Consider the following 23,891-nt stretch of genomic DNA (forward strand, 5'->3'; position numbering starts at 1 on the left):
ATAAGTGACTTAAATGACCTCAATACGTCGTGTTTCCAAGAATCGGAAATGCAACTTCTTGAGGTTCTTTGGGCCCATAGACTTTACCTATCAACGTAATAGGTAAGACCAATTTTCTATTTTGAGGTGCCATTGATAGGGTTGGCTCATTCTCTAGCCGTATCCGGGCACACAATAAGTACCTCGTTTTTAAGGGAAAGATGATGGTAATACCAGAAAACAGCAGCATCGTTATTTTTGGTGCTTCAGGTGACCTTACGTACCGTAAGCTCATTCCTGCTTTATACCACCTCTACGCGAACAAGCAGCTTCCAGAGAATTTTGCCATTCTGGGTGTAAGTCGCACTGAATACAGTGATGAGTCTTACCGCGCGAAGCTGAAAAAATCGCTTCAGGAAATGGAAAAGACTGAGCCAGAAACGCTTGATGCATTTATTAACCATCTGCACTACCAAGCAATTAATACTTCTGACACACAAGATTACGGTAAGCTATCTTCTCGCTTAGACCAACTTGCTGACGAATATCAATTCGAGCAACGCAATACGCTTTTTTACTTAGCAACCCCACCAAGTTTGTACAGTGTGATCCCTGCAAGTCTTGCAGCACATGGTCTTAACAGTGAAGAGGATGGCTGGAAACGCCTGATCATTGAGAAACCATTCGGTTATGACCTTGAATCGGCGCGTATTCTGGACAAAGAAATTCACGAGCACTTCCAAGAGCATCAAATCTACCGAATTGACCATTACTTAGGTAAAGAAACGGTACAAAACCTACTTGTGCTTCGTTTCTCTAATGCGATGTTTGAGCCGCTTTGGAACCGTAACTTCATTGATTACGTTGAAATCACAGGCGCAGAATTCCTTGGCGTAGAGGAGCGTGGTGGTTACTACGACAACTCTGGTGCTGTGCGCGACATGTTCCAAAACCACTTGCTACAAGTATTAGCAATGGTAGGTATGGAACCACCAGCGCAAATCAATGCAGACTCGATGCGTGATGAAGTGGTAAAAGTGCTTCAATGCCTAAAGCCATTAGACGAAAACGCTCTGCGCAACGATCTAGTATTAGGCCAATACACGGCGTCTGAAGTTCGTGGGCAAAGCCTACGCGGCTACCGTGAAGAACCGGGAGTTGCAGACGATTCTCGTACAGAGACTTACATCGGTTTGAAAGCGTACATCAACAACTGGCGTTGGAATGGCGTGCCATTTTACGTGCGTACTGGTAAGCGTCTTCCAACACGCGTTACTGAGGTGGTTATCCACTTTAAACAAACACCGCATCCTGTGTTTGGTCAAAACGCACCAGAAAACAAGCTGATCATTCGTATTCAACCAGACGAAGGCATTCAAATGAGCTTTGGCTTGAAAGAGCCAGGCGCAGGCTTTGAAGCGAAGGAAGTGAAAATGAACTTCCATTACGCTGACCTGCAAGAAACGCAAATGCTAACGGCATACGAGCGCCTTCTACTTGATGCTTTGAATGGTGATGCTACGCTATTTGCACGTAGTGATGCGGTGGAAGCGTGCTGGCAATACGTACAGCCAATCTTAGATTTTAAGCAAGATCCACAATCCCTCTTCGGGTACGCATGCGGCACTTGGGGACCTAAAGAGTCAGATGACTTGTTACAGCGTGATGGCCGCGCTTGGCGTTTCCCATGTAAAAACTTAACAGATACGGATTACTGTGAACTATGATCAACCATAAGATCTACCAAACAGCAGAACAGGTAGTTGAAAGCCTAGCTAACGATATGAAAGCGTTTAGCGAAATGGGCAGACCTGTTCACATCTCTCTTTCTGGCGGCAGCACTCCTAAAATGCTGTTTAAACTACTGGCTTCAGAGGCTTACGCAACCTCCATTCAATGGGAAAACCTCCACTTTTGGTGGGGTGACGAACGTTGTGTTGCCCCTGACGATGCAGAAAGCAACTACGGTGAAGCGAACACGTTGTTGTTTAGCCAAGTAAATATTCCTGCAGAAAACATTCACCGCATCCGTGGCGAAGATGAGCCTAAAGCAGAAGCCGAGCGCTTTGCAAAAGAGATGGCAGAGGTAATCCCGAATGAAAACGGCACACCTGTGTTTGACTGGATCTTATTAGGCGTTGGTGCAGATGGTCATACAGCTTCTCTGTTCCCTGGCCAAACGAATTATGATGATGCGAACCTATCTCTTGTGGCGTCGCATCCTGAATCGGGCCAACTTCGTGTGTCGAAAACCGCACGCGTATTAGAAGCAGCGAAACGCATTAGTTACTTAGTGCTTGGTGCAGGAAAAGCGGACATTGTTGAAGAAATTAACAGTTCACCAGCACACGCACTGCCATACCCAGCGGCTAAGATTCAAGCGAAATCGGGCCTAACGGAATGGTATTTAGATTTAGACGCGGCAGCAAAAATTGCTTAAGACGCTGCTCGTCGATGAAATAAAATTGGAGAGAAACAATGAAAGGTGATATCGGTGTAATTGGCCTAGCAGTAATGGGTCAAAACCTTATCCTAAATATGAACGATCACGGCTTTAAAGTGGTTGCTCACAACCGTACTGCTGCTAAAGTAGACGAGTTCCTGGAAGGTCCAGCAAAAGGCACGAACATCATCGGTGCATACTCTCTAGAAGAACTAGTAGAGAAGCTAGAAACGCCGCGTAAAGTAATGTTGATGGTTCGCGCTGGTGACGTTGTAGACAAGTTCATCGAAGCGCTAGTACCTCTGCTAGACAAAGGCGACATCATTATTGACGGTGGTAACACTAACTACCCAGATACAAACCGTCGTGTTGCTGCACTACGTGAAAAAGGTATCCACTTCATCGGTACTGGTGTATCTGGTGGTGAAGAAGGTGCGCGCTTCGGTCCATCTATCATGCCTGGCGGTGCTGCTGAAGCATGGGAAGCGGTTAAGCCTATCTTCCAAGGTATCGCTGCGAAAACTGACGCTGGTGAGCCATGTTGTGACTGGGTTGGTAACGACGGTGCTGGTCACTTCGTTAAGATGGTACACAACGGTATCGAATACGGTGACATGCAGCTTATCACAGAAGCTTACCAGTTCATGAAAGACGGTCTTGGTATGTCTGCTGACGAGATGCAAGCAGTATTCGCTGATTGGAACAAGACTGAACTAGACAGCTACCTTGTTGAAATCACGGCTGACATCCTTGGCTACAAAGATGAAGACGGTGAGCCTCTCGTTGAGAAGATCCTAGACACAGCAGGCCAAAAAGGTACTGGTAAATGGACTGGTATTAACGCACTAGACCTAGGTATTCCACTAACACTTATCTCTGAGTCTGTATTCTCTCGTTGTCTATCTGCACTGAAAGACCAACGTGTTGAAGCTGAATCTCTATTCGGTAAGACAATCACTCCAGTTGAAGGCGACAAGCAAGAGTGGGTTGATGCACTACGTCAAGCGCTACTAGCTTCTAAGATCATCTCTTACGCTCAAGGCTTCATGCTAATGCGCGAAGCATCGAACGAGAACGGTTGGGACCTAAACTACGGTAACGTAGCCCTAATGTGGCGTGGTGGTTGTATCATCCGCTCTGCGTTCCTAGGCAACATCCGTGATGCGTACGAAGCGAACCCAGACATCGCATTCCTAGGTTCTGATGAGTACTTCAAAAACATCCTACAAGGCAGCCTAGCAGCATGGCGTAAAGTAGCAGCGAAGTCTCTAGAGTCTGGTATCCCAATGCCATGTACGATTTCTGCGCTATCTTTCCTAGACGGTTACACAACAGCTCGTCTACCAGCGAACCTGCTTCAAGCTCAACGTGACTACTTCGGTGCTCACACTTATGAGCGTATTGACCGTCCACGTGGTGAATTCTTCCACACTAACTGGACTGGTACAGGCGGAGACACAGCGTCTACAACTTACGACGTGTAATCGTTTTAAGTAAACCGACTAAATATAAAGATATAAAGGGATGCCCAAGTGGCATCCTTTTTTGTGTTTGCTTTTACGGAACTTCGAGAGCGCCTAGGCGCTCTTTTCAGTGGTCGTTTTCTTGTTTTGATAAAACCTGTCTTTTAGGTAGAGAATTGCACTGACCACAAGAGCCACTAAAGAAACAGTAAATAGGGCGTACATGCTGAGAATCCATGCGAATGTGGCCGTCAAGAATGCGATGAAGGAAAACATCCTGCTGAAAGACATCACATGGCCAAGTTTGTTACTTTTCATAAACGCCTCCCGAAGCTAAGTGGGGATAGACAATTGTGGTCATATGCCACACTTTTAATTGTCTGCTCTTTTGGGGCGTTTCACACAAAAAAGTGGCTAAAGATTTCTCAAAAAAGGTGAAATATTGAACTGGTAGACAAATCGTTAAACTGAGTTGCACAGATATGACTTCGGTTGTCTATCACTTCAAAGTTTTTAACTACGCAGATTAAGGGCATGTAGCGTTATTATTATCGTATTCGAACTCTACGATACACAATTGCAAGTGAACCTACACTCGTAAGCTCATCCCTGTCGTCAGTTACAGTAAAAGCTTTTTTCTCTTTTTAACAATACCTTAGTAACTACGGGCAATTAAACCCGTTTTTCGATCGAAACTCAGATTGCACAAAAGGTGAAAAAGAGTGCTAGGTAAGCCTTTAAACTACGCCTATAATTATCGCCCACATGGAGGATGTTTATTATATGAACATCCTTTATTTTTTGAAACTAGCAACAAGGATCCAGTAAAACATGTTTTTCTGGTTTTGTTTACGTCGACCAAGAAGGTAATTAACACAGCAAATTGAGGTTCTAAGATGACTCTTAACAAGTACTTTGTTTTCATTCCAGCAGAATTGGAACAGGAAATGCACAAGGACAATCAAGTGATCTCTGAGAAGGAAACTCAACGTCAGGCATTAGTAAAACAGGCACAACAACAAGGCGGCCTGTAAGCTAGGTTTCAAAGAGAAAGAGCACCGCAACGGTGCTCTTTTTGTATCTGAGGTCGTAGAATTAACTTAATATGCCAAGGCTTTTCAACTTTCTGTAAATGGTATTTCGGCTCACACCAAGCATACGAGACGTTTTGCTAATGTTCCCCTGGTTGGCTTGATATGTTTTGAGCAACTTATCTTCGACGGTTGCACGCAGTTCTGAAGTTGGTTCAGCGGATGCTGCCCCTTCTTGAGCTTGGCTGAGTTTCTTACTTAGGTGGGCTGGGACGTGTGTGAGTTCCAATATTTCTTCACCTTGCGCCATTAAGGCGGATACTTTGATTAAACTATCGAGTTCACGCAAATTTCCTGGCCATGAGTAAGACAGCATCAGAGAAAGGAGGTGAGGGCAAAGCTGTTGTTCAGATTCGGCGTGACGCCGATGAATGTTCTCAATCAGTTGTCGTTTGTCATCACGTTCCTCAAAGCGAGGTAGCTCAATGATCAAGCCATTAAGGCGATAATACAAATCTTGGCGGAACAATCCTTCGCTGACCAAATGTTCCAGATCTTTATGCGTGGCTGCAATGATTTGCGTATCGACTTGAATACTTTGGTTGGAACCCACGGGAAGCACGGTTTTATCTTGCAATACATGGAGCAATCGGCTTTGAGCTTCCAAAGGTAAATCTGCGATTTCATCTAGAAACAAAATCCCTTTGTGTGCTTGGCGAATTTTTCCCTGATAGCCTTTGCTGTTTGCGCCAGTAAAGGCACCGGCGACATAGCCAAACAATTCAGATTCAACCAAGTCTTTTGGTAACGCTCCGCAGTTAACGGAAACCAACGGTCCCGTTTTTCTCTGGCTGTTTTTATGGAGTGCTTTTACAAACTCGTTTTTGCCAACACCAGTCTCTCCGAGAATCAACAAACTGATGTCTTTATCGATGACGCGCTTGGCTTGCTGCCAACAGTGCTCAACAGCGGAGTCGCCATAATGAAGATCATTGGACGCCGCTACAGCACGAGACTTGACCTTGCTATCTTTATCGGTAAGCGGTTTTGTTTTGAAAACGAAAGGGTGCTCATTTCCCCGAGTGGATAGAATGTCGTCTAAGGATTGCCCAATGATACTTTTTTGCGCAAAAAGTTGAGAGGCTACTTGATTGTGAGCCAAAACTTGTCCGTCTTCATTTGCAATGATAATTCCTTGCCAACCACTATTCAGTAAACCTTTTTCGCACGCTAAATCCACACGAATATGCCCTTGTGGAATCAAGTTAAGTAGTTGATTCTCCACTTGCTGGACCATGTTTTGTACTAGTACTTGCGTTGAGAAGTCATGTCTCTTTTGCTCGCTTGTAATATCTAATACGCCAATGAGGTTACCAAGATGATCGAAAACAGGATTAGCCGAACAGCTAATAAAACGATGGTGTTGGATAAAGTGCTGATCACCAATAACAGAAACGGGCTTTGCTTCAACCAAAGCTGTACCAATCGCGTTGGTGCCTTTGACCTTTTCTTGCCAGCATGCTCCAGAGCTTAGCGAGATTTCCGTCAACTTTTCACGAAATCTAGGCTGTCCCCAACTGCCGATGATGACACCATCTGAGTCCGTCAAAATTAAGCGACTGTCGCTATGAGCAAATAGCTGATTAAACAAAGGGAGCGCAAATTGAGTGACTGCCTCTAGCAAAAAGTTGAGTTGGTGACGCCTATCTTGGAGCGTTGCTGGCGTTACTCGAATATCTTCAGGGCGTCGACGCTGTTTTAAACCCGCTTGTTCACTTCTGACCCATGAAGTTGAAAGCCAATTGTTATCGCTAATGTGTTGAAGTTCCATGACTGTACCATTTTGTCACAGTGAGGGTGTGCCATTTTGGAACACTTGAACATTGGTGTTCACACCATACATCCGCTCAAACATCGCTCACTTGGTTTGTTATCGCTTGGTAATCATAGTTTTACATTTAATTAACAACAAGTGTGGCGTAGTTGGCGTGTGACTTGCGTAATGCTCTTTGTGAACAGTGCGATACGACACTGCAATAACACATTGAACGAGAAACAAAAGGAAGAGTTATGATCTATGCACAGCCAGGTAGTGAAAATGCCATTGTTAACTTTAAATCGCATTACGATAACTTTATCGGTGGGGAATGGGTAAAACCAACGGGTGGTGAGTACTTTGACAATATCTCACCAATCAACGGACAAGCGTATTGTAAAGTTGCTCGCTCTGGCGAGGAAGATATTAATTTAGCACTGGATGCCGCGCACAACATCAGAGCAAAATGGGCCAAAACCAGCGTGACAGAACGTTCGAACATCTTGCTGAAAATTGCTGACCGTATTGAGCAGCATCTAGAAGAGCTTGCAGTTGCAGAAACTTGGGAAAACGGCAAACCAGTTCGCGAAACCTTGGCGGCAGATTTACCTTTAGTAGTGGATCACTTCCGTTACTTCGCTGGCTGTATTCGCGCACAAGAAGGCAGTGCGGCAGAACTGGATGAGCACACCGCAAGCTACCACTTCCCAGAACCGATTGGTGTGGTTGGTCAAATTATTCCGTGGAACTTCCCAATGTTGATGGCGGCTTGGAAACTAGCACCGGCACTAGCGGCGGGTTGCTGTGTGGTATTGAAGCCAGCAGAGCAAACCCCAACATCCATTCTGGTTCTGATGGAAAAAATCGGTGACCTTCTTCCTCCTGGTGTCATCAACGTTGTAAACGGATATGGTTCTGAAGCGGGTCAAGCATTAGCAACCAGCAACCGCATTGCGAAACTCGCTTTTACCGGGTCTACGCAAGTTGGCAACCACATTCTGAAATGTGCAGCAGACAACTTGATCCCATCGACAGTTGAGTTAGGTGGTAAATCTCCAAACATCTACTTCTCAGATATCTTCGATTACGAAGATGAGTATCTTGATAAGTGTATCGAAGGTACGTTACTTGGTTTCTTCAACCAAGGTGAAGTTTGTACTTGTCCATCTCGCGTACTGGTTCATGAAGCGATTTATGACAAGTTTGTAGAGAAACTGACGGAACGTGCACAGCTGATTAAACAAGGTAATCCGCTCGATACCGATACTCAAGTTGGTGCTCAGGCTTCTCAAGAACAGTTTGATAAGATTTTAAGTTACCTGGAAATCGGCCGTGAAGAAGGCGCAAAAGTGGTCTTTGGTGGTGGAGTGTCAGAACAGCCAGAGTCTATCAACCAGGGGTACTACATTCAGCCAACCATGTTGGAAGGCCACAACAAGATGCGAATCTTCCAAGAAGAAATCTTTGGCCCAGTGATCGCTATCACCAAATTCAAAGATGAGGCTGAAGCGTTGGAAATCGCAAACGACACTGAATATGGCTTAGGCGCAGGTGTTTGGACACGTGATGCGAACGTTGCATATCGTATGGGCCGTAATATTGAAGCTGGCCGGATCTGGATTAACTGTTACCACGCTTACCCTGCACACGCAGCGTTCGGTGGTTACAAAAAATCGGGTATCGGGCGCGAAACGCACAAGATGATGCTGGATCACTACCAGAATACTAAGAACTTGCTGATTAGCTACAGCATCGACCCGTTAGGCTTCTTCTAGTGAAACTAAGTAATTAATAAAGAAAAAGCAGTATGAATCAAAACCCCGAATCTTCGGGGTTTTTTATTAGCGTGAGCTTGTCGGCTGAAGGTTAACTTAGATGTTTAACCTACTTATATTGTGATATCAGGAACGTTGAATTATCGCCACTTTTCGTTCCATAAGCTTTTCTACGGCGGCGTTTTGCTTGTCAATATTGAGTTGCGGATCAAAGTCCAAAACGCGATTGCAAGATTCGAGACTGGCAAATTGATTTAAACATTCACCAAGCTCTCTTTTAGAGCTTGTTCGCGTCATACTGCTTTCTGATGAGGAGAGTAGGGTGACTTTACGGCCATGAAACGTTCCTTGCGGCACTGCATCACTTTGCTGCGCTTGTTGAACGTCATGAACCGATGAATTGGTGTATGTGGATTGGATGTCATTGGACATAAAGACACCTAAACTCTCAAGTCTAAAGTTTGTGGCATCGGTGGTGCCTCATCAATGGTTACATGAGAAGACAATAACGCTTCCCACGACTCGCTGTGCGTCAGCAATTCTGCTAAAGCTGTTTCAAAATATTCGTAATCCAGTCGCCTAATGTTAATGAGTCGGTTTAAACATAGGACATGTCGGTGGTTATCCAAACTAAAAAATAACTGGTGCTCAGGCCAGTGATAATTAAAGGCCAAGAAAGAGCGATAGAGATCGGAATTTACAATTTGAAGGCCAACAATCTCAGCTTCGAGCTGCAGAGTTGTCGATTCAGGATGAAAGATGATATGCACCCTTAGATTATCATCAAAGGCTAAGCTTACTTCATTTTCCGTTAGATGCAGTGCAGGCAAGCCTATTTGATGAGCAAACTTTAGCAAAATCTCATCGATAGTTTGGCGTGCTGACATAGGAATAGTCCCTTTTGAAATTTTATCAAGGAAAATATTAGATGTATCTCTTCATGTTTATCAATATTAGTCGGTTGTTATTATATTTTGGCTTTTAAATGTGTTGAGAGAAATAGAAAGGCAAAATTAAATGTGTTCAGATGCATATCTCGATGGCAGTGAGATATATGAATATCATTTTTCTCTAATAAACTTCAATTAAGGAAGGAATGAAAGTGAGCAGAAACTGCTTTTGAAATTACAGTCCATGTTAACTACGTGTTGTTGAAAAATGCGATTTATTGTCCGCTTGTAGTATAAATATAAGTTGATCTTTTATATTTTTACATAAAGAATTGTGTGAATTTCAAATGAGCTAGATTATATAAAATAAGTTTATGGGGCCATAATGAACAATTCTATATGGGCTGGTTTTATTGGGTTATTCATACTGAGTGGGTGCAGTCAGACTGTGTCCGTTAATGGGGTGGATGGCTTTGATACACAGAGTCAGGCATCAGTCTATGGTTGGGTTTCTGTCGACGGCTACTTTCCACCTTCGATTACTTCTCTTGAAGTGGAAATATGTAAAATTATTGATAATCAATGCTTTAAATCGGCATCTCAGAGCTACCAAGGTGTTCAGTTGCCTGTGCAGTATTCGTTTTTAATTGCACCAATTCAAGCTGGTGAAGGAAAAATGAAGATTATTGGAAAGCTTTATTCAAACGGTGATCTCGTTGCGGAAAAAGAAAAGAACTATTTATTTTTTGAGGGAAATAAACAAGAAAACTTGATTCTTGTTCCAAAAATAAACAGATAAAATTTTAAGTACTACATTTTTATTAGAATTTTCTAATTTATAAAAATAAAGACTATATCTTTCCTGTTGTGAAAGATTTGTTGTCTTTTATAAACATTAATTACATGACTTTGAAGTCATCGGGTCAGTTGTTTTTTAGACTCATACTTGTTGCAAAAACAGTATTTTTTATGATTATATCTCGCTCCTTGAACACGTTGGCTTGGCGTTTTAGGCTATAAAACATACATTTTTATGATTTTGGAAATTTAATTTTGTTCTAGAAACGATGCCGAAATCTATTTAATTGTATTCTAATGTATAACAAAACAACCAAACTTAAATAACGAAATGATATTTAAGTTTTGGCTAATGATAAACGCTATCTGATAAAAATAATAAAGACGGACAGCAGAAATTTACTAAGTCAAACTTTTACCTTTAGGTAAAGGTAATGCTTGGGTTATTCGCTAATTATTCGGGGGGTATGGTAAGTGATAGAACTTCTATGCTCTTTTCTTTGCTTCTTTAATTCATACAGCAGTACTTAGAAATAACAACAATCAAAGTAGTGCTTTGAAAGTTTCTCAACATTTGCACTGAGAAACTCAAAATAATGAAGGGTAGAAAATGGATGTGTCAGGCCAACTAAACTCAGAAAGGGTCGACTCGAGTTCACGAAAAATTCGTAGTTTTTCCTGCTATGAAAAATCTGACGAAGTATTTCACTCAGACCAGTCTCACATTGTTGTCGTTCACAATGGTCAGCTTCGAGTTCAAACAGGTGATTGCACAATCGATGTTGCTGCAGAAAATGGGGTATTTCTATCCCAAGGAGATTACTTGTTAGAGTACTCTCCGCTAGATGGGGCATACAAAGCGTCGATTATTGCCTACGACAATGAACTCGTTAGTCAGTTGCTGCAAAAACACAGTGATCTCTTGATGATGCTGCCTAAGGTAGACAAAGTTTGTTCTGGTTTGTTTACTTTTGGTTTGAACATACTCGTTGAACAAGTGCTTTCTAGCATGCAGACGCTTGAGCAACAAGCGTACCCTGATGCCATTATGTGCCTAAAATACGAAGAACTACTCATTCTCTTGCTACACAGCAAAGGAGGAGAATCACTGTATGCGTTGCTGTCACAACAAACAAACCGTACGTCGGAACGGTTACGTCGATTTATGGAACAGCATTACTTAAAAGAATGGAAGTTGACAGACTACGCGCAGGAGTTTGGTGCCAGCTTAACCACTTTTAAAGAGCTTTTTAATGAGCACTATGGCATTTCTCCAAGAGCCTGGATCAGTGAGCGTCGACTACTGCATGCTCATAAACTGCTGTTGACGAGCAAGATGAGCATCGTAGATGTGGCGATGGAGGCAGGGTTTTCCAGCCAGTCTTACTTTACGCAGAGTTACCGTCGTCGTTTTGGAACGACCCCAAGCCGCGTACGTTCGGGAGACGATCAAGTGGCTATCGCGAAATGAAATGACTTGGGACTAAAATTTTCTGACTAATTTTGAAAGTCACTCACCAGTGTAAATTCTATTATGTATCGTGTAACAACGAACGATTAAAAATTATTACATCTCTTTCTTTCTGGATTGTTCGAAAGGGGTGCGGAGACGAACATAAATGAAAAAGCAGCATTGGCGACGCCGTTCGCTTTTTCCAGACAGCATAGTGACACAGCGGAAAGTGACTGTTTTACAAAGAGGAGCTCGTTATGAAAGCGCCTCGAAACCTACGCAGGATCTCAATGTTGTGCACGTCAATCACCGACAATTGTTGAGTGAAGGCGTCATAAATTATGAGCAGTTATCTTTACTTCAACGCTTGTTGGATAGAAATGTCGTCGATAGCCTATGCGCTAGCCAGTTAGTTAAAACGTATCAAAAACTTGGTGCTTCGATAGACCGGTTTGCCATGCGTTTATTTTTGGAAATTGGATCGCAGCTCAGTGATAGCAGCACAATCACAACGTTCGAACAAAGGCTGGACTACATCAACTCTCGTCTGGGCTTTCGCTTTAATTTGGCTGTCCCAAAAACGTTGATGCTTTGTTTCCATTTATCACTCAACGAGTGGATTAACCGACAAGTCGATCAAAGTGCTCTTCATGCTTCGATTAAAGTTGAACAACTTATCAATCAACTCGATATTCAGAAGGAATATTGGTCGAAGCTATCAGGGGAAGACACCAGTGCCGTCTTTGTTCAACAGCAACTCGATCTTATTAAGAGCCAGCAGCATCAACTTAAAAAGCAACTTGGGACGTTAAGCGAACAACAGTTGCAAGTGATTGAATGTCATCGTTTGTTAATTGAGAAGTGGCAACCGTCTTTAGACGAGCTGAAAGGGTTCGCGGAGTACACCTCTACAACCGAACAATTTATTTCTGAGTGGAAAAATTGGTGTTCGGAAGTGCGACTTGAAGCCCCTGAGCTGAACGAAGTTTGGGATGCATGCGATGTGGTTTACAACGACCAAAATGCGGTTGCGAAAGTATGGCAATGGTTCAAGAACATGCAAACTGTTGGTGATATCGATCACTACTATTTTGATACTCAAAGTGGTCTGTGCGGCCAGGCTTGCAATCACCTCAGCCAGATCTAAATAGGGCGTTAAATGTTAGATAAGATGATGAAATCTTTAGCGGAAGCGCTAAAGGTAGGGGATTTTATTGCCTCAGAAAATGGTTCTTACAACATCGAGGTTGACCAGTTATCACTGACCATCAAGCAACGTGCGTCATGGATTTTATGGGAAGCGACGTTACCCTTCCAGTTTAAAGAGCATCTAGATTATCAACAAGAACAAGCGTTACAACGTTGCATGCAGCTCTCATTAAAAACCATTCGTGAGGATGGCGGCGTACTGACAACCAATGATGATCAGCAATTGATTTTGCAAAGTAAAGTACGGGTTGAGGACTGTTCGGTGGAACGGTTCTCTGCTTTGCTTTCTAAGCACGTCAATCTATGTGAGCGTTACATTGCATTATTGGAACAAGAACGCGTGAACCACACAATCAACCATACAGTGTGGTTACCATGATGCTAAAAATCTTTCCCAACATTAGGCGTGCTGCAACAAAGGCATTGTTATGCGCAGTGAGTGTTGTTCCTTTGGGATACGCGCAAGCAACAGACTTACACTGGCCCGAACAACCGTTCCGCTACTATGCAGATAATGACTCATTAAAAGAGTTGTTGAATAACTTCGGTGCAAATTATCGTGTCTCGGTTTCTGTTAGTGACAAAGTCAACGATCGAGTGAATGGGCGTTTTACCCCTGAAGATCCGGCGGAATTCCTCGATTACTTATCGCAAGTGTACAACTTGATGTGGTATTTCGATGGAGCCGTCTTACATGTCTATAAGGCGACAGAAACTCGCTCACGTTTACTTCAATTGGAATTACTTACGGCTAGAGAGCTACGCAGTACGTTAATTTCCACCGGCGTTTGGGATTCTCGTTATGGTTGGAGAGCGGCTGAGAGCAAAGGGTTAGTCTATCTTGCTGGTCCTCCACGTTATGTCGACTTAGTGGTACAAACGGCGGAGGCATTGGAAACGCGCTTGCTGCAGAAATCGAATTCAACCGACGAATTATTCGTTGAGATAATTCCTTTGAAGTACGCTTCTGCAACGGATAGAGAAATTGCATATCGAGATCAGACAATTACGGTCCCGGGCATCGCATCGGTGTTAAAACGGGTCGTGTCTGGTGTTCAAACGCAAGTGGCGAGTGCGTCTAGCAAAGAAGTTACCAGTCCAGATAAGCCTGTAAAAAGTAATAAAACCGCCTCAGTTCATGGTGGCGCAACAGTTGAAGCAGAGCCGGGCCTTAATGCGATTATCGTTCGTGATACTCAAGCACGATTACCGCTCTATCGTAAACTGGTCGCGCAATTAGACCAGCCGCAATCAAGAATTGAAGTCGCGCTATCGATTGTCGATATCAGTGCCAACGATTTAAGTCAGTTAGGAGTGGATTGGCGAGCGGGAGTGTCTGTCGGAAACAACCGCATTGTCGATATCAAAACAACAGGTGATGTGAATTCGGGGGATGTGACGCTCGGCAGTGGACAGAACTTTAAGTCCTTGCTTGATTCAACCAACCTAAATTACTTGCTGGCTCAAATTCGTTTATTGGAATCCAAAGGCAGTGCTCAAGTGGTTTCAAGGCCAACATTGTTAACTCAGGAAAATGTCGAAGCGGTACTGAACAACAGCAGCACGTTTTACGTCAAGCTGGTTGGTAAAGAAACCGCAGCGCTGGAAGAGGTCACGTATGGCACGTTACTGAGAATTGTCCCACGTATCGTTGGTGATAGATTTGCTGCACGACCTGAAATTAACCTGAGCCTTCATCTCGAAGACGGTGCAAAGATCGCTGATGGTGGTGTCGATGATCTTCCTTCCGTTCGTAAAACTGAAATCAGCACCTTAGCGACGGTTAAACAAGGGCAAAGCTTACTTATCGGTGGTGTGTACCGAGATGAAGTGAGCCATCAGTTACGTAAAGTGCCATTGCTAGGAGACATCCCATATTTAGGCGCGCTGTTTAGAAGTAATACCAATACTAAGCGCCGCACAGTACGAATGTTTATTTTAGAACCTCGAATTGTTGTGGATGGTATTGGCGATAGTGTGTTGATTGGCAACGAATATGACTTGCGACCAAGTATAGGCAGGCTTAACAACATCTCCAACAATAGCGCTGAATTTAAATCGGTAGTGGAAGTATATAGCTGCACATCGAGGGTTCAGGCCGAGCGCTATCAACAAGACTTATTGTCACAGAAAAAGTCGTCTCAATTAACGCAGTGCCAATTACCAACAGGGCAAAAGGGTTGGCGGGTGAAAGTATTGGAATGTGATGACTCACAAAGTGAGTGTGTGCGCCCTTCAGAGGAGTCTTAACCGCGATGCAGCAATGGAAAATTCGTATTTTATCAGGCGTGCATACCGGAGTAGAAGTCACCTTACCTGAAGGTGTTCTCGTGCTTGGCAGTGACGACTTTATTGCTGATCTTGTACTGTCTGATGCTGGGGTCGAAGCGAATCATTTCACCCTCGTTTGCCATCAAGACTCGGTCATTTTACGAGGCTGCGAAGAGGCAAATATTAACAGTGAAGACATCGCTGTTGCAGGTGATGGTATCGAGTTGTCACGCCATGCTGTTGTCTCGGTCGGCGTTGTGAAGTTCGCTCTGGGATACGCGGAAGATGCGTTAATTGTGAGTAACGTCAGCGACGAATCTAGCCAACAGAATACACCTGTGGTTGCTGTGCAACGCTCTAGCTGGAAAAAAACAACGCTCATCGCTTTGCTCTGTAGTTTTGTCCCGAGTGTCATTTTTGCCGGTATGTGGTACAGCCAAGCTAACGGAAACAACAATGAAATTGTTACAGAAGCAGAACCCATTGTTTTGGTACGTAACATCTTAGGCGAGCTCAAACTTAGCGACGTTCGTGTGGAATGGAATGCCGCCGCACGCCAAGCAGTCTTAGAGGGCTATGTTGAAGACCGAACACAGAAACTCGATCTGCTTGGTCGAATTGATGTATTGGGCATCAATTACAAAAGTGACTTAAGAACGATGGAAGAAATCCGTCGCGGGGTTCGATTTATTTTGCGCAACCTCGGCTATCACCAAGTGAAAGTCGAAAATGGCGATGAGACCGGAACACTGCTGCTGACGGGCTATATCGATGATGCAAGCCGCTGGAACCAAGTTGAACAAATCTTGGAGCGAGACGTGCCGGGTCTTATTGCGTGGAAGGTTGAACTGCAGCGAGCGGGTGCCTACATGGATACGCTAAAAGCGTTATTGACGGATGCGGAGTTACTGAAAAAAGTCCAGTTGGTCACCAGCGGTGATCGCATCGAAGTTCGTGGTGAGCTTGATGATATCGAAACGACTCGATTTTACGGTGTGACCCGAGACTTCCGGGAACAATATGGTGAGAAACCGTACTTAGTTTTGAAATCCATACCTAAGGTGAGTAAAGGCACCAATATCGATTTCCCGTTTCGTAGCGTTAACTTTGGCCAGGTTCCATATGTGATTCTGACCGATAACGTTCGCTATATGGTCGGTGCAAGAACGCCTCAGGGCTACCGAATATCCAGTGTTACACCTGCTGGTATTGAGTTGGTTAAAGGCGGGCGGGTGATAACAATAGAACTCGGATATGAAGGCGAGACGAACAATGACAAATCTTGAACAAATTTTAAATAACGACACAAACGGTGCGGAAGTGCACAAGATTAAGAGCAAGCTCTTAGAAGCACAAGCGGTGGTGAAACGTCAGTTGGATTTAGGGTGCTCACCACAGCAGTACCAATTGCTACTCAAACAGTATGAAGCTTACACAGCCGCCTATGCGGTCGTTGAATCATACGAAGCTAACTAAAAAATACGAGGAAGTCTTATGTCATTTTACGATGCTAGTAACAGTGTAAACCTTGATGATGTTAAAGCTAAGTTAGAACAACAAGCGAAAGATGCCAACACAGAAGTGACGGCAGCCATCAAGAATCTAGAAACCAATGCCGATGATCCATCAAAGCTTGCCGAGCTTCAGCACGCGATCAACAAATGGTCTGTTGTTTACAATATCAATGCGACCACCACTCGTGCGATTAAAGATGTGATGCAGTCGATTCTCCAGAAGGTGTAAAGCATGGAACGAGAAACGCGCCAACTGCTGGCTGAAATCGCGCTGATGGCAACAGGTATGCATCGTCATCAAGAAGCCAACACGATTGCAGATGGCCTTGAAGCAAGCTCAGGTTCTGAAGAGACCGTTGCGATGATTCGTGCAATGAGCCTCATGAATAAAGGCTTGTATGAAGAGGCTCATCAATTACTCGAACCACTTTGTAATGCCTATCCAGATCTGATCAGCTTAGCGGCTCTTGCTTCTGCCAAAGCCGGTTTACTGAGCAAAGCGGAAAGCTGGGTAGAACTTGCGTCACAAGGAAGCGAAGAAAGCCAAGCATTTGCTGCGAGCTTTTCTCAGGACATTAGGAATCTTGGATGATCATTGATTCAAGCAACCTAAGTCTTCAACACCAATCTTTGCGTCAGTCGGAGTCGCGCCATTATGAGCGGAGCGATGAAGACAAGATGAAAGCACTCATGGAGCGAAGTGACAAGCAAGAGAAAGTTTCACATGTTTCTCCAAAAGAGACGCTAGAGAAAACAGAAGCCAAACTGGCGGAGATTAAAGCGTGGTACGAATCATTAAAAGACGCAGAGGTTGTCAGTAAACAAAGTGTCTTATCATCGTTAAATGAAGCGTTCTCCGACCCTCAAGTTAAACGAGAGGCAATGTGGTACGCCTTTCATGAGGCGAAGAGTGCAAAAGGCAACGAACAGCCACAATCTGATTTGTTAAAGGTGTTGAAGCAGGAGTTACTAGGGAATTTTTCGGGACAGCTTATTGCCGAACCACCTGCTGATAAAACAGCACTAAAAGCAATGCTAGCGCAGCATTTTCCACTGGGTGCCCAGAAAGAACAAGCCTTATGGCATTGCTGGGCAGAGTTGAAGTCGTTACCTGGTATGGCATCAACACTGGACATGGTTCGTGATGAACTTAGCTTCATGATCCAAAAAAATGCGATGGTGAAAAACATTATGACTCACAGTCACAAGTTAGATTTATCTTAGGAGTACATATGATAAACACGCAGTACACCGAGGTGATGCAAACCAACATTGATAAGTTACAGGATGCGCAAGTCGAAGACGGTTTAAGCGAACGTTTTGAGCAAGCCATGTCGGTTCCCGAGGCAAGTAATGGCCTGGAGGGAGGTTTGCTAGAAAACATCAGCGAGTTGAAAAACAATATCGATAACGCGAAAAGTAACTTGCAAGACAACATGAAGATGGTGGGTGATGATCCGGCGCAATTACTGCAAATGCAGTGGGCGCTGACACGCATTACTTTTCAAGAAGAGCTGATCGCGAAAACCGTGGGTAAAACCACACAAAACGTAGAAACCTTATTGAAGGCACAATAGTGATGATGAATAAAATGAGAGCAGTTTTCATCATGCTCACGTTGTTTCTGGTAGGTTGTCAGACCGAGTTATACACCAACGTTACTCAGAAAGAGGGTAATGAGATGTTGTCGATCTTACTATCCGAAGGTGTCGTTGCAACAAAAGAACCTGACAAAGACAACACCGTCAAGTTAATGGTAGACAGTTCTCAAATCGCCTTCGCGGTAGACGCGCTAAAGCGAAAAGGTTATCCAAGAGAGCAGTTTTCCACACTGAAAGAGGTGTTTCCCAAAGACGATTTGATCTCGTCACCATTAGCAGAGCGAGCACGTTTGGTGTACGCGAAATCTCAAGAGCTCTCCTCAACCTTATCTCAGATTGATGGTGTGCTGGTGGCACGTGTTCATGTTGTTTTGGAAGATCAAGATCTGCGTCCAGGAGAGCGTCCAACTCCAGCTTCTGCCTCCGTATTTATTAAACACGCAGCAGATATTGCGCTTGATTCATATGTTCCGCAGATCAAATTATTAGTGAACAATAGCATTGAGGGGCTGAACTACGATCGAATCAGCGTAGTGATGGTACCCTCATCAGAGGTTCGAGTTGCTACTCAAAACAATCAATTTAAAAGCATTTTGTCGGTTCAGGTCACCAAAGAGACGGCGAATAATCTTATCGCCATTTTGGTGTTCTTGGTAGCGGCACTCATCGGCTCGAATATCGCTACTTTTACATGGTGTCGTAGGAACACGAAGCGTGGTTAAACCAGAAACACCACTCGCGCAGGTACAACACCAGTTTAACTATGCGCCTTGCCAGTACATCCATAGAAGTTGGATAGAGCAAAAGCAGCCTTGGTTACTAAATATCGAAGGCTGGAGAGATAACCCCATGTTCAACCAATGGTGTATCAATGAGTGGGCGTTATCTCCCGTTCCTGAGACGGCTTTTAACAGACCTTGTCATAGTTTGGCATTGCTCCCAGCGGATGCGTTGAACCAACTCGTATTGATGGTGGGCGGAGCTTTACATTGTGTGGCAATGCGAGGCGTTGTTTTAAAACGCCCGAAACAGGTTCTGAACAACGTTTTTGGTTTGGAAGGCGCTCGGTTCTTAATTCAAAACGGGCCTATGCTGTTATTCAGCTGGCCGCAAGGCTGGCAGCGTTCGTTACCAGAACTATTGGATGAAAGGTCTGTTGAAGCAAGCATGAGGGCGCTGGGATATTTTTGGATGAGGTTTATTTTGATTAACTCACCGGAAGATGTTGTTCTTCGTTGGCAATTCAAATTAGAAAAGCAACTTAGCGAAAACGCGGAAACAGCTAACTGGTTGGAAGCGGATCAACGAGATCTGGCGTATCGACTCACAAAAAAAATCGCAAAACAGGTTATTCCTCAATGGTTTCATTTGTTGAAATAAAAACAGACAATTTGCAGCTGGCACCTGGCTTAAAGGTGCTGAAAGCGAAAGATCATGCCAGTTATCTGGATTCGCAACACTTAGTTGAAGCCGCGAACTCCAAAGCTGAAAGCATCATTGCTAATGCCCAGCAAGCCTACGAAACCGAAAAACAACGTGGTTATCAAGATGGCCTTGCACAAGCCAAGATTGAAAATGCGCAAACGATGGTTGAAACCTTAGCACGTTGTAATGACTACTATCAGCAAGTCGAAGAAAAAATGACAGGTGTGGTGTTAGAAGCAGTACGCAAGATCATCGATACCTTCGATGATGTCGATACCACGGTGAGTGTAGTTCGAGAAGCGTTGCAACTGGTGAGTAACCAAAAGCAGGTCATTTTACATGTCCACCCAGAGCAGGTTGTTGAGGTGAGAGAAAAGGTGGCTGGAGTATTAAGTGATTTCCCTGAAGTCGGTTACGTTGACGTGGTAGCAGATGCGCGCTTGAAAAATGGAGGCTGCATTTTGGAAACAGAAGTTGGGATCATCGACGCCAGTATTGATGGACAGCTGCATGCGTTAAAGCAAGCTATGGTGAAGCAGCTCAGCGAGCGTAAAATTACGATTCATGAATAAACCTTAAAAACTCAGCACTTGCTGAGTTTTTTCATTTTAATGCCTTTAAACAAAAAAAATCCGACCATTTCTAAAATATTCACTGCCATAAATCCTTAAGAATACACCTAAGAAAGCTGCTTAGTTGATAAGTGTTGCAACCAAGCAGCGCCTCTAAAACAACAAAAATAGGATTATTTAGTCGAATGGCTAATGGATTTATAACTTCTTTACTGACAGATTTTGCCAGCCGCTGCCAATTGGAGCCGTTGGTTTTTGATGAAGATGATTGTTGCCATCTACTCGTTGAGCAAAACACAGCAATCACAATTCGTGCACAAGAAGATCGTGTGACGCTTATCGGGCTGATTTCAGGCGATAAGCCGAGTGCTGATATTTTGCATCAACATATGAAAGATGCCTTAACGCAAGGTTCTCCAGCGGTATGCTGGGAGGAAGAGACCGGATACATCGGTTTCATACACCTGCCTCAGCAACTGCTAACTGCATCTTTTTTCGATGAGTCATTTGCGAATTTCATCGAGTGGTTAAAAAGTGCGAATACACAAGAAGTAACCAATAAAACAACCGAAGTACCGGAAACGAATACCACTCATTTTTCCACATTAAGGGTTTAAAACATGATCAGTTTTGGAAGTGTTAGCGCGTTGCAGGCCGCCATGCCGCAAGCTCGCAACGAGATACTAAACGAAGGCAAGCTGAGTATTGGTGGCAAAGAATACCAAATCAACGCAGCGACCCAAGAATTTACTCGTACCAATCCTACTAATGGTGCGGTAGCGCGATTTTTTGAAGCGACAGGAAAATTGTTTCGCGAAGGCAGCTCACAATCGGTTGCGAAAGCCCTTACAAAAGCCGTATTTGATAATGAGCAAGGCCAAGCTCAGCGTTTACGAGCTGCTTCTTCTGTTGAGCATGGACAAATGTTCTTCAAAGATGGAAACATAAAAACCGCATCAGATGTCTTAAATGCCTTTGCGAAGTTAGACAGTAAATCAGTTCAGTCGAACTCTGCTGAGCTAAACCAGTTAGCAGAGCGAGCGATGACAGAGGCAATGTTAGAAACCGATTCTGGTAAAAACCTCACATCACTGATTGGCGAAAGTGCAGCGAAGTCGCTTGCTGGACGTGTAGTAAAAGACTACGGCGGTGGTGTATCTGCAGCGCAGAAAAACCCGGCAGGTAGCATTAATCAAATGCAAGCGGTGTTTGATATGGAGGTGATGCATCTTAAATCGGCGCAACGTCATATCGAAGGTCTAGCAAGCAACGATCTAAGCCAAGGTGTATACGCTGAAGGACTGGCAGAGGACGCGTTTAACAAAAGTGGCGTAACCAATAATGTTGAAAGAGCTGCGGCGTGGATCATTAATGCTTCTAACTCTAAAGGAAACGATGCCGAAAATATTACGTCTTTACTGAAAGAATACGCGTCTAATGGTAAAGATTTATTGAATATGGAAAACCTAAAAGAGCTACACGCTCGATTGGTGCCTAATGTTGAGCGTGATTACCGAGGGCCAAATATTTCGGGTGGTACTTTGCCTTCAAGTATTGGCGGTGAGGGCATGTTAAAGCAGCACATTGAAGGCTTTTTGAAAGAGAACCCTGTAGAAGATAAAGACTTAGGTAAACATTTGTTCGCCGGAGTTATCGGGTACCATGGCTTTACCGATGGAAATGGTCGCATGGGGCGCATGCTATACGCGATAGCAGAACTTCGTAACGACTCGTTCAATCCTTTAGCTATGGATGCAGAAAATAGCCTTCACGGTATTAAGTGATTTTCTACTTCTATTTAATTTTCGGAGCGGCGATTGCCGCTCTTTTATTTTCCAGCTTAACCTTAATTTTTCTTCTCAATAAAACGGCTAATAGCAATAAAAATGAGACGTTGAAATAAAGTGTCGGTTTCTATCTCGCCATAAAATCTCTTTTATCCTTATTCGCTTATTTAAATGAGCCGTTATACCCAAGTGGCTTCGCTGCAATAAATATATCGATGTCACTTAGTTATAATAAATTAGACAGGACACAACATGGATACAGGAAAGATTAATATGCTTCTCTCTGAGCTAGGAGAAGTGCTGAACCTTGAGCGCGTGACAGCGTATGACGATCAAATGTGGTCACTGCATTTTGCTGAAAACAACAGTGTCGATGTTCTGCTCGTAGAGGAAAAAGGCGAGTTATTGATTTCCAAAAACCTGCTTATAGAACAAGATGATATTACGCTAGATAAACTTCAAGTTTTACTTGAATACAACTTCTTGTATCGAGAAACAGGTGGTGTGCAGTTTTGTGTGAATCCAACACGCAAAGACGTTGTTCTTCAAGTTGCTATCGCGGCTGGAAGTGAACTCACCAACATTGCTAACTTAATCATTCAGTTGAATGAATTAGTTGATACTTGGGTACAGTTATTTCAAAACAACACGGTTGTAGATTTTAGCCAAACAGACGTACACGCATTTATTCAAGTTTAAGGCATCACACATGGTCAATATTAATACATCGCACATGCACTCGTTGAGTCAGTTAACGTCACATTTGGCGACACAAAATCAAGCTGACGACAAAGAGGTTCGAGCACACAACGGCAAAGATATTTTTGTTAAAGAGGGTGCACCAAAAAATAAAAGTATCAGCGCGCGTATTAGCCACCAGAATAAAGCGAAAGATATTGTAGTGAACCTGCTTACTAAGCAGGGTATTCCTAAAGATGTTGCGAAGCTCATGCTGAAAAATGTGTTGAATGGTGAAAACAAGTTAACGCTTGGGAGTCTGAAAAATCTTGAGAGATTGTCGTCTGGTCCTAGCTCAAATTGGCCAACTGCACAAACGGCAGCCTCTTCTTCCAAAACCAATAAAGCTTCATCGAGTGTCGCGCTTATCAACGAACATAAAGCCAACCTTCAAAAGCTTGGTGATTTTGCCTGTACGGACTTAAATACGTTCGGTGTTAAGGGGGCACAGTTTTATGAAACAAAAGGAAAGCCACGACTAAAAGAGCTTCACGCGGATCAAGCGCGAATCATGCAAGATCACAGAGCGACGATGTCCGCAAACGGAGTTCAAGCTGCAGCACAAAGAGGAACCGCACCGCAATTAAGCAGTCTACAGAACATTGCTAAGGCAGTACAAACCGCGAAAGCCGGCTGCTGTACTACATTTGCCTTTGCTGCCGCCGCTGAGATGATTCAAGGCATGTCAGGAACACCTGAAAGTGAACCCAAAGTAGAAGTGGTTGCGTTTAAAAAGGGTCATTCAGGTACACACCTTTATGTACTGGTTGGTCGACAAGAGGGGAGCGACATAAAAGATCCATCAACGTGGAGTAAGGATGTGAAAATTGTTGACCCGTGGGCGACATCTGCATTCGGTGCACCAATGTTTGGAGATGCACAACGACCACCTGTTTCGAATATGTTCCCGCCAACAGAAGTCATTTTTGATAGCCATAAACTGGGTTAGTCAATCTGCAAAAGAAGTGAGCAAATACACCATGCTAAGCATCTAACCTTTATTGAAAGAGCAGCTCTGAGCTGCTCTTTTTTATTACTCTGGCAACTCGATCTTAGAGCGAGATTTCTGCGGAAAACCTCACAATGAAGGCGAAAAAGTGACAAAAATAAAGCCATTACCGACATC

At 43.8% G+C, this 23,891-nt stretch carries 27 protein-coding genes; 23 read left to right on the plus strand and 4 right to left on the minus strand.

All coding sequences use genetic code 11. The features are described from left to right. The first annotated feature begins 203 nt into the window (after positions 1-203). The 3 genes from zwf to gnd are packed head-to-tail and all read left to right on the plus strand — an operon-like array spanning position 204 to position 3,906. A complete protein-coding gene (gene zwf / locus R7F64_RS17760; protein WP_017634563.1) occupies positions 204-1,706 on the plus strand; it encodes a glucose-6-phosphate dehydrogenase in 1,503 nt (500 codons plus the stop codon). Further along, positions 1,703-2,419: a 6-phosphogluconolactonase gene (pgl, locus tag R7F64_RS17765; protein WP_005387158.1), complete on the plus strand. Its 717-nt coding sequence runs from the start codon at positions 1,703-1,705 to the stop codon at positions 2,417-2,419. The genes zwf and pgl overlap by 4 nt, the downstream gene beginning before the upstream one ends. 38 nt (positions 2,420-2,457) lie before the next feature. Further along, positions 2,458-3,906 carry a decarboxylating NADP(+)-dependent phosphogluconate dehydrogenase gene (gene gnd, locus R7F64_RS17770; protein WP_005377160.1) on the plus strand — a complete coding sequence of 483 codons (1,449 nt, stop codon included), beginning with the start codon at positions 2,458-2,460 and terminating at the stop codon, positions 3,904-3,906. 93 nt (positions 3,907-3,999) lie between these two features. On the opposite strand, the gene R7F64_RS17775 is transcribed toward gnd, so the two are convergent. After that, complete coding sequence (locus R7F64_RS17775; protein ID WP_005377162.1) at positions 4,000-4,203, minus strand: hypothetical protein; 204 nt, start codon at positions 4,201-4,203, stop codon at positions 4,000-4,002. A gap of 578 nt (positions 4,204-4,781) precedes the next feature. Between R7F64_RS17775 and R7F64_RS17780 the strand changes: the two genes are divergently transcribed. After that, positions 4,782-4,919: a hypothetical protein gene (locus tag R7F64_RS17780; protein WP_005377165.1), complete on the plus strand. Its 138-nt coding sequence runs from the start codon at positions 4,782-4,784 to the stop codon at positions 4,917-4,919. A gap of 61 nt (positions 4,920-4,980) precedes the next feature. Here the strand turns inward: R7F64_RS17780 and R7F64_RS17785 are convergent, their stop codons facing one another. After that, on the minus strand, positions 4,981-6,747 hold the full coding sequence (locus R7F64_RS17785; RefSeq protein ID WP_318071941.1) for a sigma-54-dependent Fis family transcriptional regulator: 1,767 nt from the start codon (positions 6,745-6,747) through the stop codon (positions 4,981-4,983). Between the two features lie 239 nt (positions 6,748-6,986). On the opposite strand from R7F64_RS17785, the gene R7F64_RS17790 reads away from it, so the two are divergent. Further along, a complete protein-coding gene (locus tag R7F64_RS17790; protein ID WP_005377169.1) occupies positions 6,987-8,507 on the plus strand; it encodes an aldehyde dehydrogenase family protein in 1,521 nt (506 codons plus the stop codon). Between the two features lie 126 nt (positions 8,508-8,633). Here R7F64_RS17790 and exsE2 read toward each other — a convergent pair whose 3' ends face one another. After that, positions 8,634-8,939 carry a T3SS regulon translocated regulator ExsE2 gene (gene exsE2, locus R7F64_RS17795; protein ID WP_005377171.1) on the minus strand — a complete coding sequence of 102 codons (306 nt, stop codon included), beginning with the start codon at positions 8,937-8,939 and terminating at the stop codon, positions 8,634-8,636. Between the two features lie 8 nt (positions 8,940-8,947). Then, positions 8,948-9,394: a type III secretion system regulatory chaperone ExsC gene (exsC, locus tag R7F64_RS17800; protein ID WP_005377174.1), complete on the minus strand. Its 447-nt coding sequence runs from the start codon at positions 9,392-9,394 to the stop codon at positions 8,948-8,950. Between the two features lie 388 nt (positions 9,395-9,782). Between exsC and R7F64_RS17805 the strand changes: the two genes are divergently transcribed. The 18 genes from R7F64_RS17805 to vopR all read left to right on the plus strand — a co-directional run bounded on the left by R7F64_RS17805 (position 9,783) and on the right by vopR (position 23,714). Further along, positions 9,783-10,196, plus strand: coding sequence for a YscW family type III secretion system pilotin (locus R7F64_RS17805; protein ID WP_047102708.1), 414 nt, complete (start codon positions 9,783-9,785; stop codon positions 10,194-10,196). Between the two features lie 609 nt (positions 10,197-10,805). Continuing rightward, a complete protein-coding gene (locus tag R7F64_RS17810) occupies positions 10,806-11,666 on the plus strand; it encodes an AraC family transcriptional regulator (protein ID WP_005377191.1) in 861 nt (286 codons plus the stop codon). A 148-nt stretch (positions 11,667-11,814) separates the two neighbouring features. Further along, positions 11,815-12,795 carry a T3SS regulon anti-activator ExsD domain-containing protein gene (locus R7F64_RS17815; protein ID WP_318071942.1) on the plus strand — a complete coding sequence of 327 codons (981 nt, stop codon included), beginning with the start codon at positions 11,815-11,817 and terminating at the stop codon, positions 12,793-12,795. Between the two features lie 12 nt (positions 12,796-12,807). Then, on the plus strand, positions 12,808-13,236 hold the full coding sequence (locus R7F64_RS17820; RefSeq protein WP_085569994.1) for a YscB family type III secretion system chaperone: 429 nt from the start codon (positions 12,808-12,810) through the stop codon (positions 13,234-13,236). Further along, complete coding sequence (gene sctC, locus R7F64_RS17825; protein ID WP_064353990.1) at positions 13,233-15,107, plus strand: type III secretion system outer membrane ring subunit SctC; 1,875 nt, start codon at positions 13,233-13,235, stop codon at positions 15,105-15,107. The genes R7F64_RS17820 and sctC overlap by 4 nt, the downstream gene beginning before the upstream one ends. 5 nt (positions 15,108-15,112) lie before the next feature. Further along, the gene (sctD, locus tag R7F64_RS17830; RefSeq protein ID WP_132937104.1) at positions 15,113-16,414 is read left to right on the plus strand and encodes a type III secretion system inner membrane ring subunit SctD; all 1,302 of its coding nucleotides are present in this window, start codon (positions 15,113-15,115) and stop codon (positions 16,412-16,414) included. Continuing rightward, positions 16,401-16,604 (plus strand): EscE/YscE/SsaE family type III secretion system needle protein co-chaperone, encoded by a 204-nt coding sequence (locus R7F64_RS17835; protein WP_017821343.1) that lies wholly within the window; start codon positions 16,401-16,403, stop codon positions 16,602-16,604. The genes sctD and R7F64_RS17835 overlap by 14 nt, the downstream gene beginning before the upstream one ends. A gap of 18 nt (positions 16,605-16,622) precedes the next feature. Beyond that, positions 16,623-16,871 (plus strand): type III secretion system needle filament subunit SctF, encoded by a 249-nt coding sequence (sctF, locus tag R7F64_RS17840; RefSeq protein WP_005377199.1) that lies wholly within the window; start codon positions 16,623-16,625, stop codon positions 16,869-16,871. Between the two features lie 3 nt (positions 16,872-16,874). Then, positions 16,875-17,234 (plus strand): YscG family type III secretion system chaperone, encoded by a 360-nt coding sequence (locus R7F64_RS17845; protein ID WP_005377200.1) that lies wholly within the window; start codon positions 16,875-16,877, stop codon positions 17,232-17,234. Then, positions 17,231-17,866, plus strand: coding sequence for a YopR family T3SS polymerization control protein (locus tag R7F64_RS17850; RefSeq protein ID WP_158156538.1), 636 nt, complete (start codon positions 17,231-17,233; stop codon positions 17,864-17,866). Before R7F64_RS17845 ends, R7F64_RS17850 begins: the two co-directional genes overlap by 4 nt. 8 nt (positions 17,867-17,874) lie before the next feature. After that, positions 17,875-18,219 carry a type III secretion system inner rod subunit SctI gene (gene sctI, locus R7F64_RS17855; protein WP_318071943.1) on the plus strand — a complete coding sequence of 115 codons (345 nt, stop codon included), beginning with the start codon at positions 17,875-17,877 and terminating at the stop codon, positions 18,217-18,219. Continuing rightward, complete coding sequence (gene sctJ / locus R7F64_RS17860; RefSeq protein ID WP_086012989.1) at positions 18,219-18,965, plus strand: type III secretion system inner membrane ring lipoprotein SctJ; 747 nt, start codon at positions 18,219-18,221, stop codon at positions 18,963-18,965. Before sctI ends, sctJ begins: the two co-directional genes overlap by 1 nt. Further along, complete coding sequence (vscK, locus tag R7F64_RS17865; RefSeq protein ID WP_318071944.1) at positions 18,958-19,623, plus strand: SctK family type III secretion system sorting platform protein VscK; 666 nt, start codon at positions 18,958-18,960, stop codon at positions 19,621-19,623. The genes sctJ and vscK overlap by 8 nt, the downstream gene beginning before the upstream one ends. Then, complete coding sequence (locus R7F64_RS17870; protein WP_318071945.1) at positions 19,602-20,240, plus strand: HrpE/YscL family type III secretion apparatus protein; 639 nt, start codon at positions 19,602-19,604, stop codon at positions 20,238-20,240. Before vscK ends, R7F64_RS17870 begins: the two co-directional genes overlap by 22 nt. Before the next feature lie 185 nt (positions 20,241-20,425). Then, positions 20,426-20,857: a type III secretion system chaperone gene (locus R7F64_RS17875; RefSeq protein ID WP_042523798.1), complete on the plus strand. Its 432-nt coding sequence runs from the start codon at positions 20,426-20,428 to the stop codon at positions 20,855-20,857. 3 nt (positions 20,858-20,860) lie between these two features. Next, positions 20,861-22,024: a VopS family T3SS effector adenosine monophosphate-protein transferase gene (locus tag R7F64_RS17880; RefSeq protein WP_318071946.1), complete on the plus strand. Its 1,164-nt coding sequence runs from the start codon at positions 20,861-20,863 to the stop codon at positions 22,022-22,024. A gap of 255 nt (positions 22,025-22,279) precedes the next feature. Next, a complete protein-coding gene (locus tag R7F64_RS17885; protein ID WP_054576980.1) occupies positions 22,280-22,726 on the plus strand; it encodes a type III secretion system chaperone in 447 nt (148 codons plus the stop codon). A 10-nt stretch (positions 22,727-22,736) separates the two neighbouring features. Then, a complete protein-coding gene (vopR, locus tag R7F64_RS17890) occupies positions 22,737-23,714 on the plus strand; it encodes a type III secretion system effector VopR (protein WP_318071947.1) in 978 nt (325 codons plus the stop codon). Positions 23,715-23,891 lie beyond the last annotated feature (177 nt).

This window comes from Vibrio sp. Vb1980 (assembly GCF_033338615.1).
Taxonomy (GTDB): Bacteria; Pseudomonadota; Gammaproteobacteria; order Enterobacterales; family Vibrionaceae; genus Vibrio; species Vibrio alginolyticus.

What these genes read in the sequence shown, in the direction of transcription:
- sctC (WP_064353990.1), top strand. Translation starts at nt 13,233, where the DNA reads ATGATGCTAAAAATCTTTCCCAACATTAGGCGTGCTGCAACAAAGGCA.
- R7F64_RS17880 (WP_318071946.1), top strand. Translation starts at nt 20,861, where the DNA reads ATGATCAGTTTTGGAAGTGTTAGCGCGTTGCAGGCCGCCATGCCGCAA.
- vopR (WP_318071947.1), top strand. Translation starts at nt 22,737, where the DNA reads ATGGTCAATATTAATACATCGCACATGCACTCGTTGAGTCAGTTAACG.
- R7F64_RS17835 (WP_017821343.1), top strand. Translation starts at nt 16,401, where the DNA reads ATGACAAATCTTGAACAAATTTTAAATAACGACACAAACGGTGCGGAA.
- R7F64_RS17805 (WP_047102708.1), top strand. Translation starts at nt 9,783, where the DNA reads ATGAACAATTCTATATGGGCTGGTTTTATTGGGTTATTCATACTGAGT.
- R7F64_RS17820 (WP_085569994.1), top strand. Translation starts at nt 12,808, where the DNA reads ATGTTAGATAAGATGATGAAATCTTTAGCGGAAGCGCTAAAGGTAGGG.
- R7F64_RS17780 (WP_005377165.1), top strand. Translation starts at nt 4,782, where the DNA reads ATGACTCTTAACAAGTACTTTGTTTTCATTCCAGCAGAATTGGAACAG.
- R7F64_RS17815 (WP_318071942.1), top strand. Translation starts at nt 11,815, where the DNA reads ATGAAAAAGCAGCATTGGCGACGCCGTTCGCTTTTTCCAGACAGCATA.
- R7F64_RS17885 (WP_054576980.1), top strand. Translation starts at nt 22,280, where the DNA reads ATGGATACAGGAAAGATTAATATGCTTCTCTCTGAGCTAGGAGAAGTG.
- gnd (WP_005377160.1), top strand. Translation starts at nt 2,458, where the DNA reads ATGAAAGGTGATATCGGTGTAATTGGCCTAGCAGTAATGGGTCAAAAC.
- R7F64_RS17850 (WP_158156538.1), top strand. Translation starts at nt 17,231, where the DNA reads ATGATCATTGATTCAAGCAACCTAAGTCTTCAACACCAATCTTTGCGT.
- R7F64_RS17875 (WP_042523798.1), top strand. Translation starts at nt 20,426, where the DNA reads ATGGCTAATGGATTTATAACTTCTTTACTGACAGATTTTGCCAGCCGC.
- sctI (WP_318071943.1), top strand. Translation starts at nt 17,875, where the DNA reads ATGATAAACACGCAGTACACCGAGGTGATGCAAACCAACATTGATAAG.
- pgl (WP_005387158.1), top strand. Translation starts at nt 1,703, where the DNA reads ATGATCAACCATAAGATCTACCAAACAGCAGAACAGGTAGTTGAAAGC.
- sctF (WP_005377199.1), top strand. Translation starts at nt 16,623, where the DNA reads ATGTCATTTTACGATGCTAGTAACAGTGTAAACCTTGATGATGTTAAA.
- R7F64_RS17790 (WP_005377169.1), top strand. Translation starts at nt 6,987, where the DNA reads ATGATCTATGCACAGCCAGGTAGTGAAAATGCCATTGTTAACTTTAAA.
- exsC (WP_005377174.1), bottom strand. Translation starts at nt 9,394, where the DNA reads ATGTCAGCACGCCAAACTATCGATGAGATTTTGCTAAAGTTTGCTCAT.
- R7F64_RS17810 (WP_005377191.1), top strand. Translation starts at nt 10,806, where the DNA reads ATGGATGTGTCAGGCCAACTAAACTCAGAAAGGGTCGACTCGAGTTCA.
- R7F64_RS17785 (WP_318071941.1), bottom strand. Translation starts at nt 6,747, where the DNA reads ATGGAACTTCAACACATTAGCGATAACAATTGGCTTTCAACTTCATGG.
- R7F64_RS17870 (WP_318071945.1), top strand. Translation starts at nt 19,602, where the DNA reads ATGGTTTCATTTGTTGAAATAAAAACAGACAATTTGCAGCTGGCACCT.
- R7F64_RS17775 (WP_005377162.1), bottom strand. Translation starts at nt 4,203, where the DNA reads ATGAAAAGTAACAAACTTGGCCATGTGATGTCTTTCAGCAGGATGTTT.
- exsE2 (WP_005377171.1), bottom strand. Translation starts at nt 8,939, where the DNA reads ATGTCCAATGACATCCAATCCACATACACCAATTCATCGGTTCATGAC.
- zwf (WP_017634563.1), top strand. Translation starts at nt 204, where the DNA reads ATGGTAATACCAGAAAACAGCAGCATCGTTATTTTTGGTGCTTCAGGT.
- sctD (WP_132937104.1), top strand. Translation starts at nt 15,113, where the DNA reads ATGCAGCAATGGAAAATTCGTATTTTATCAGGCGTGCATACCGGAGTA.
- R7F64_RS17845 (WP_005377200.1), top strand. Translation starts at nt 16,875, where the DNA reads ATGGAACGAGAAACGCGCCAACTGCTGGCTGAAATCGCGCTGATGGCA.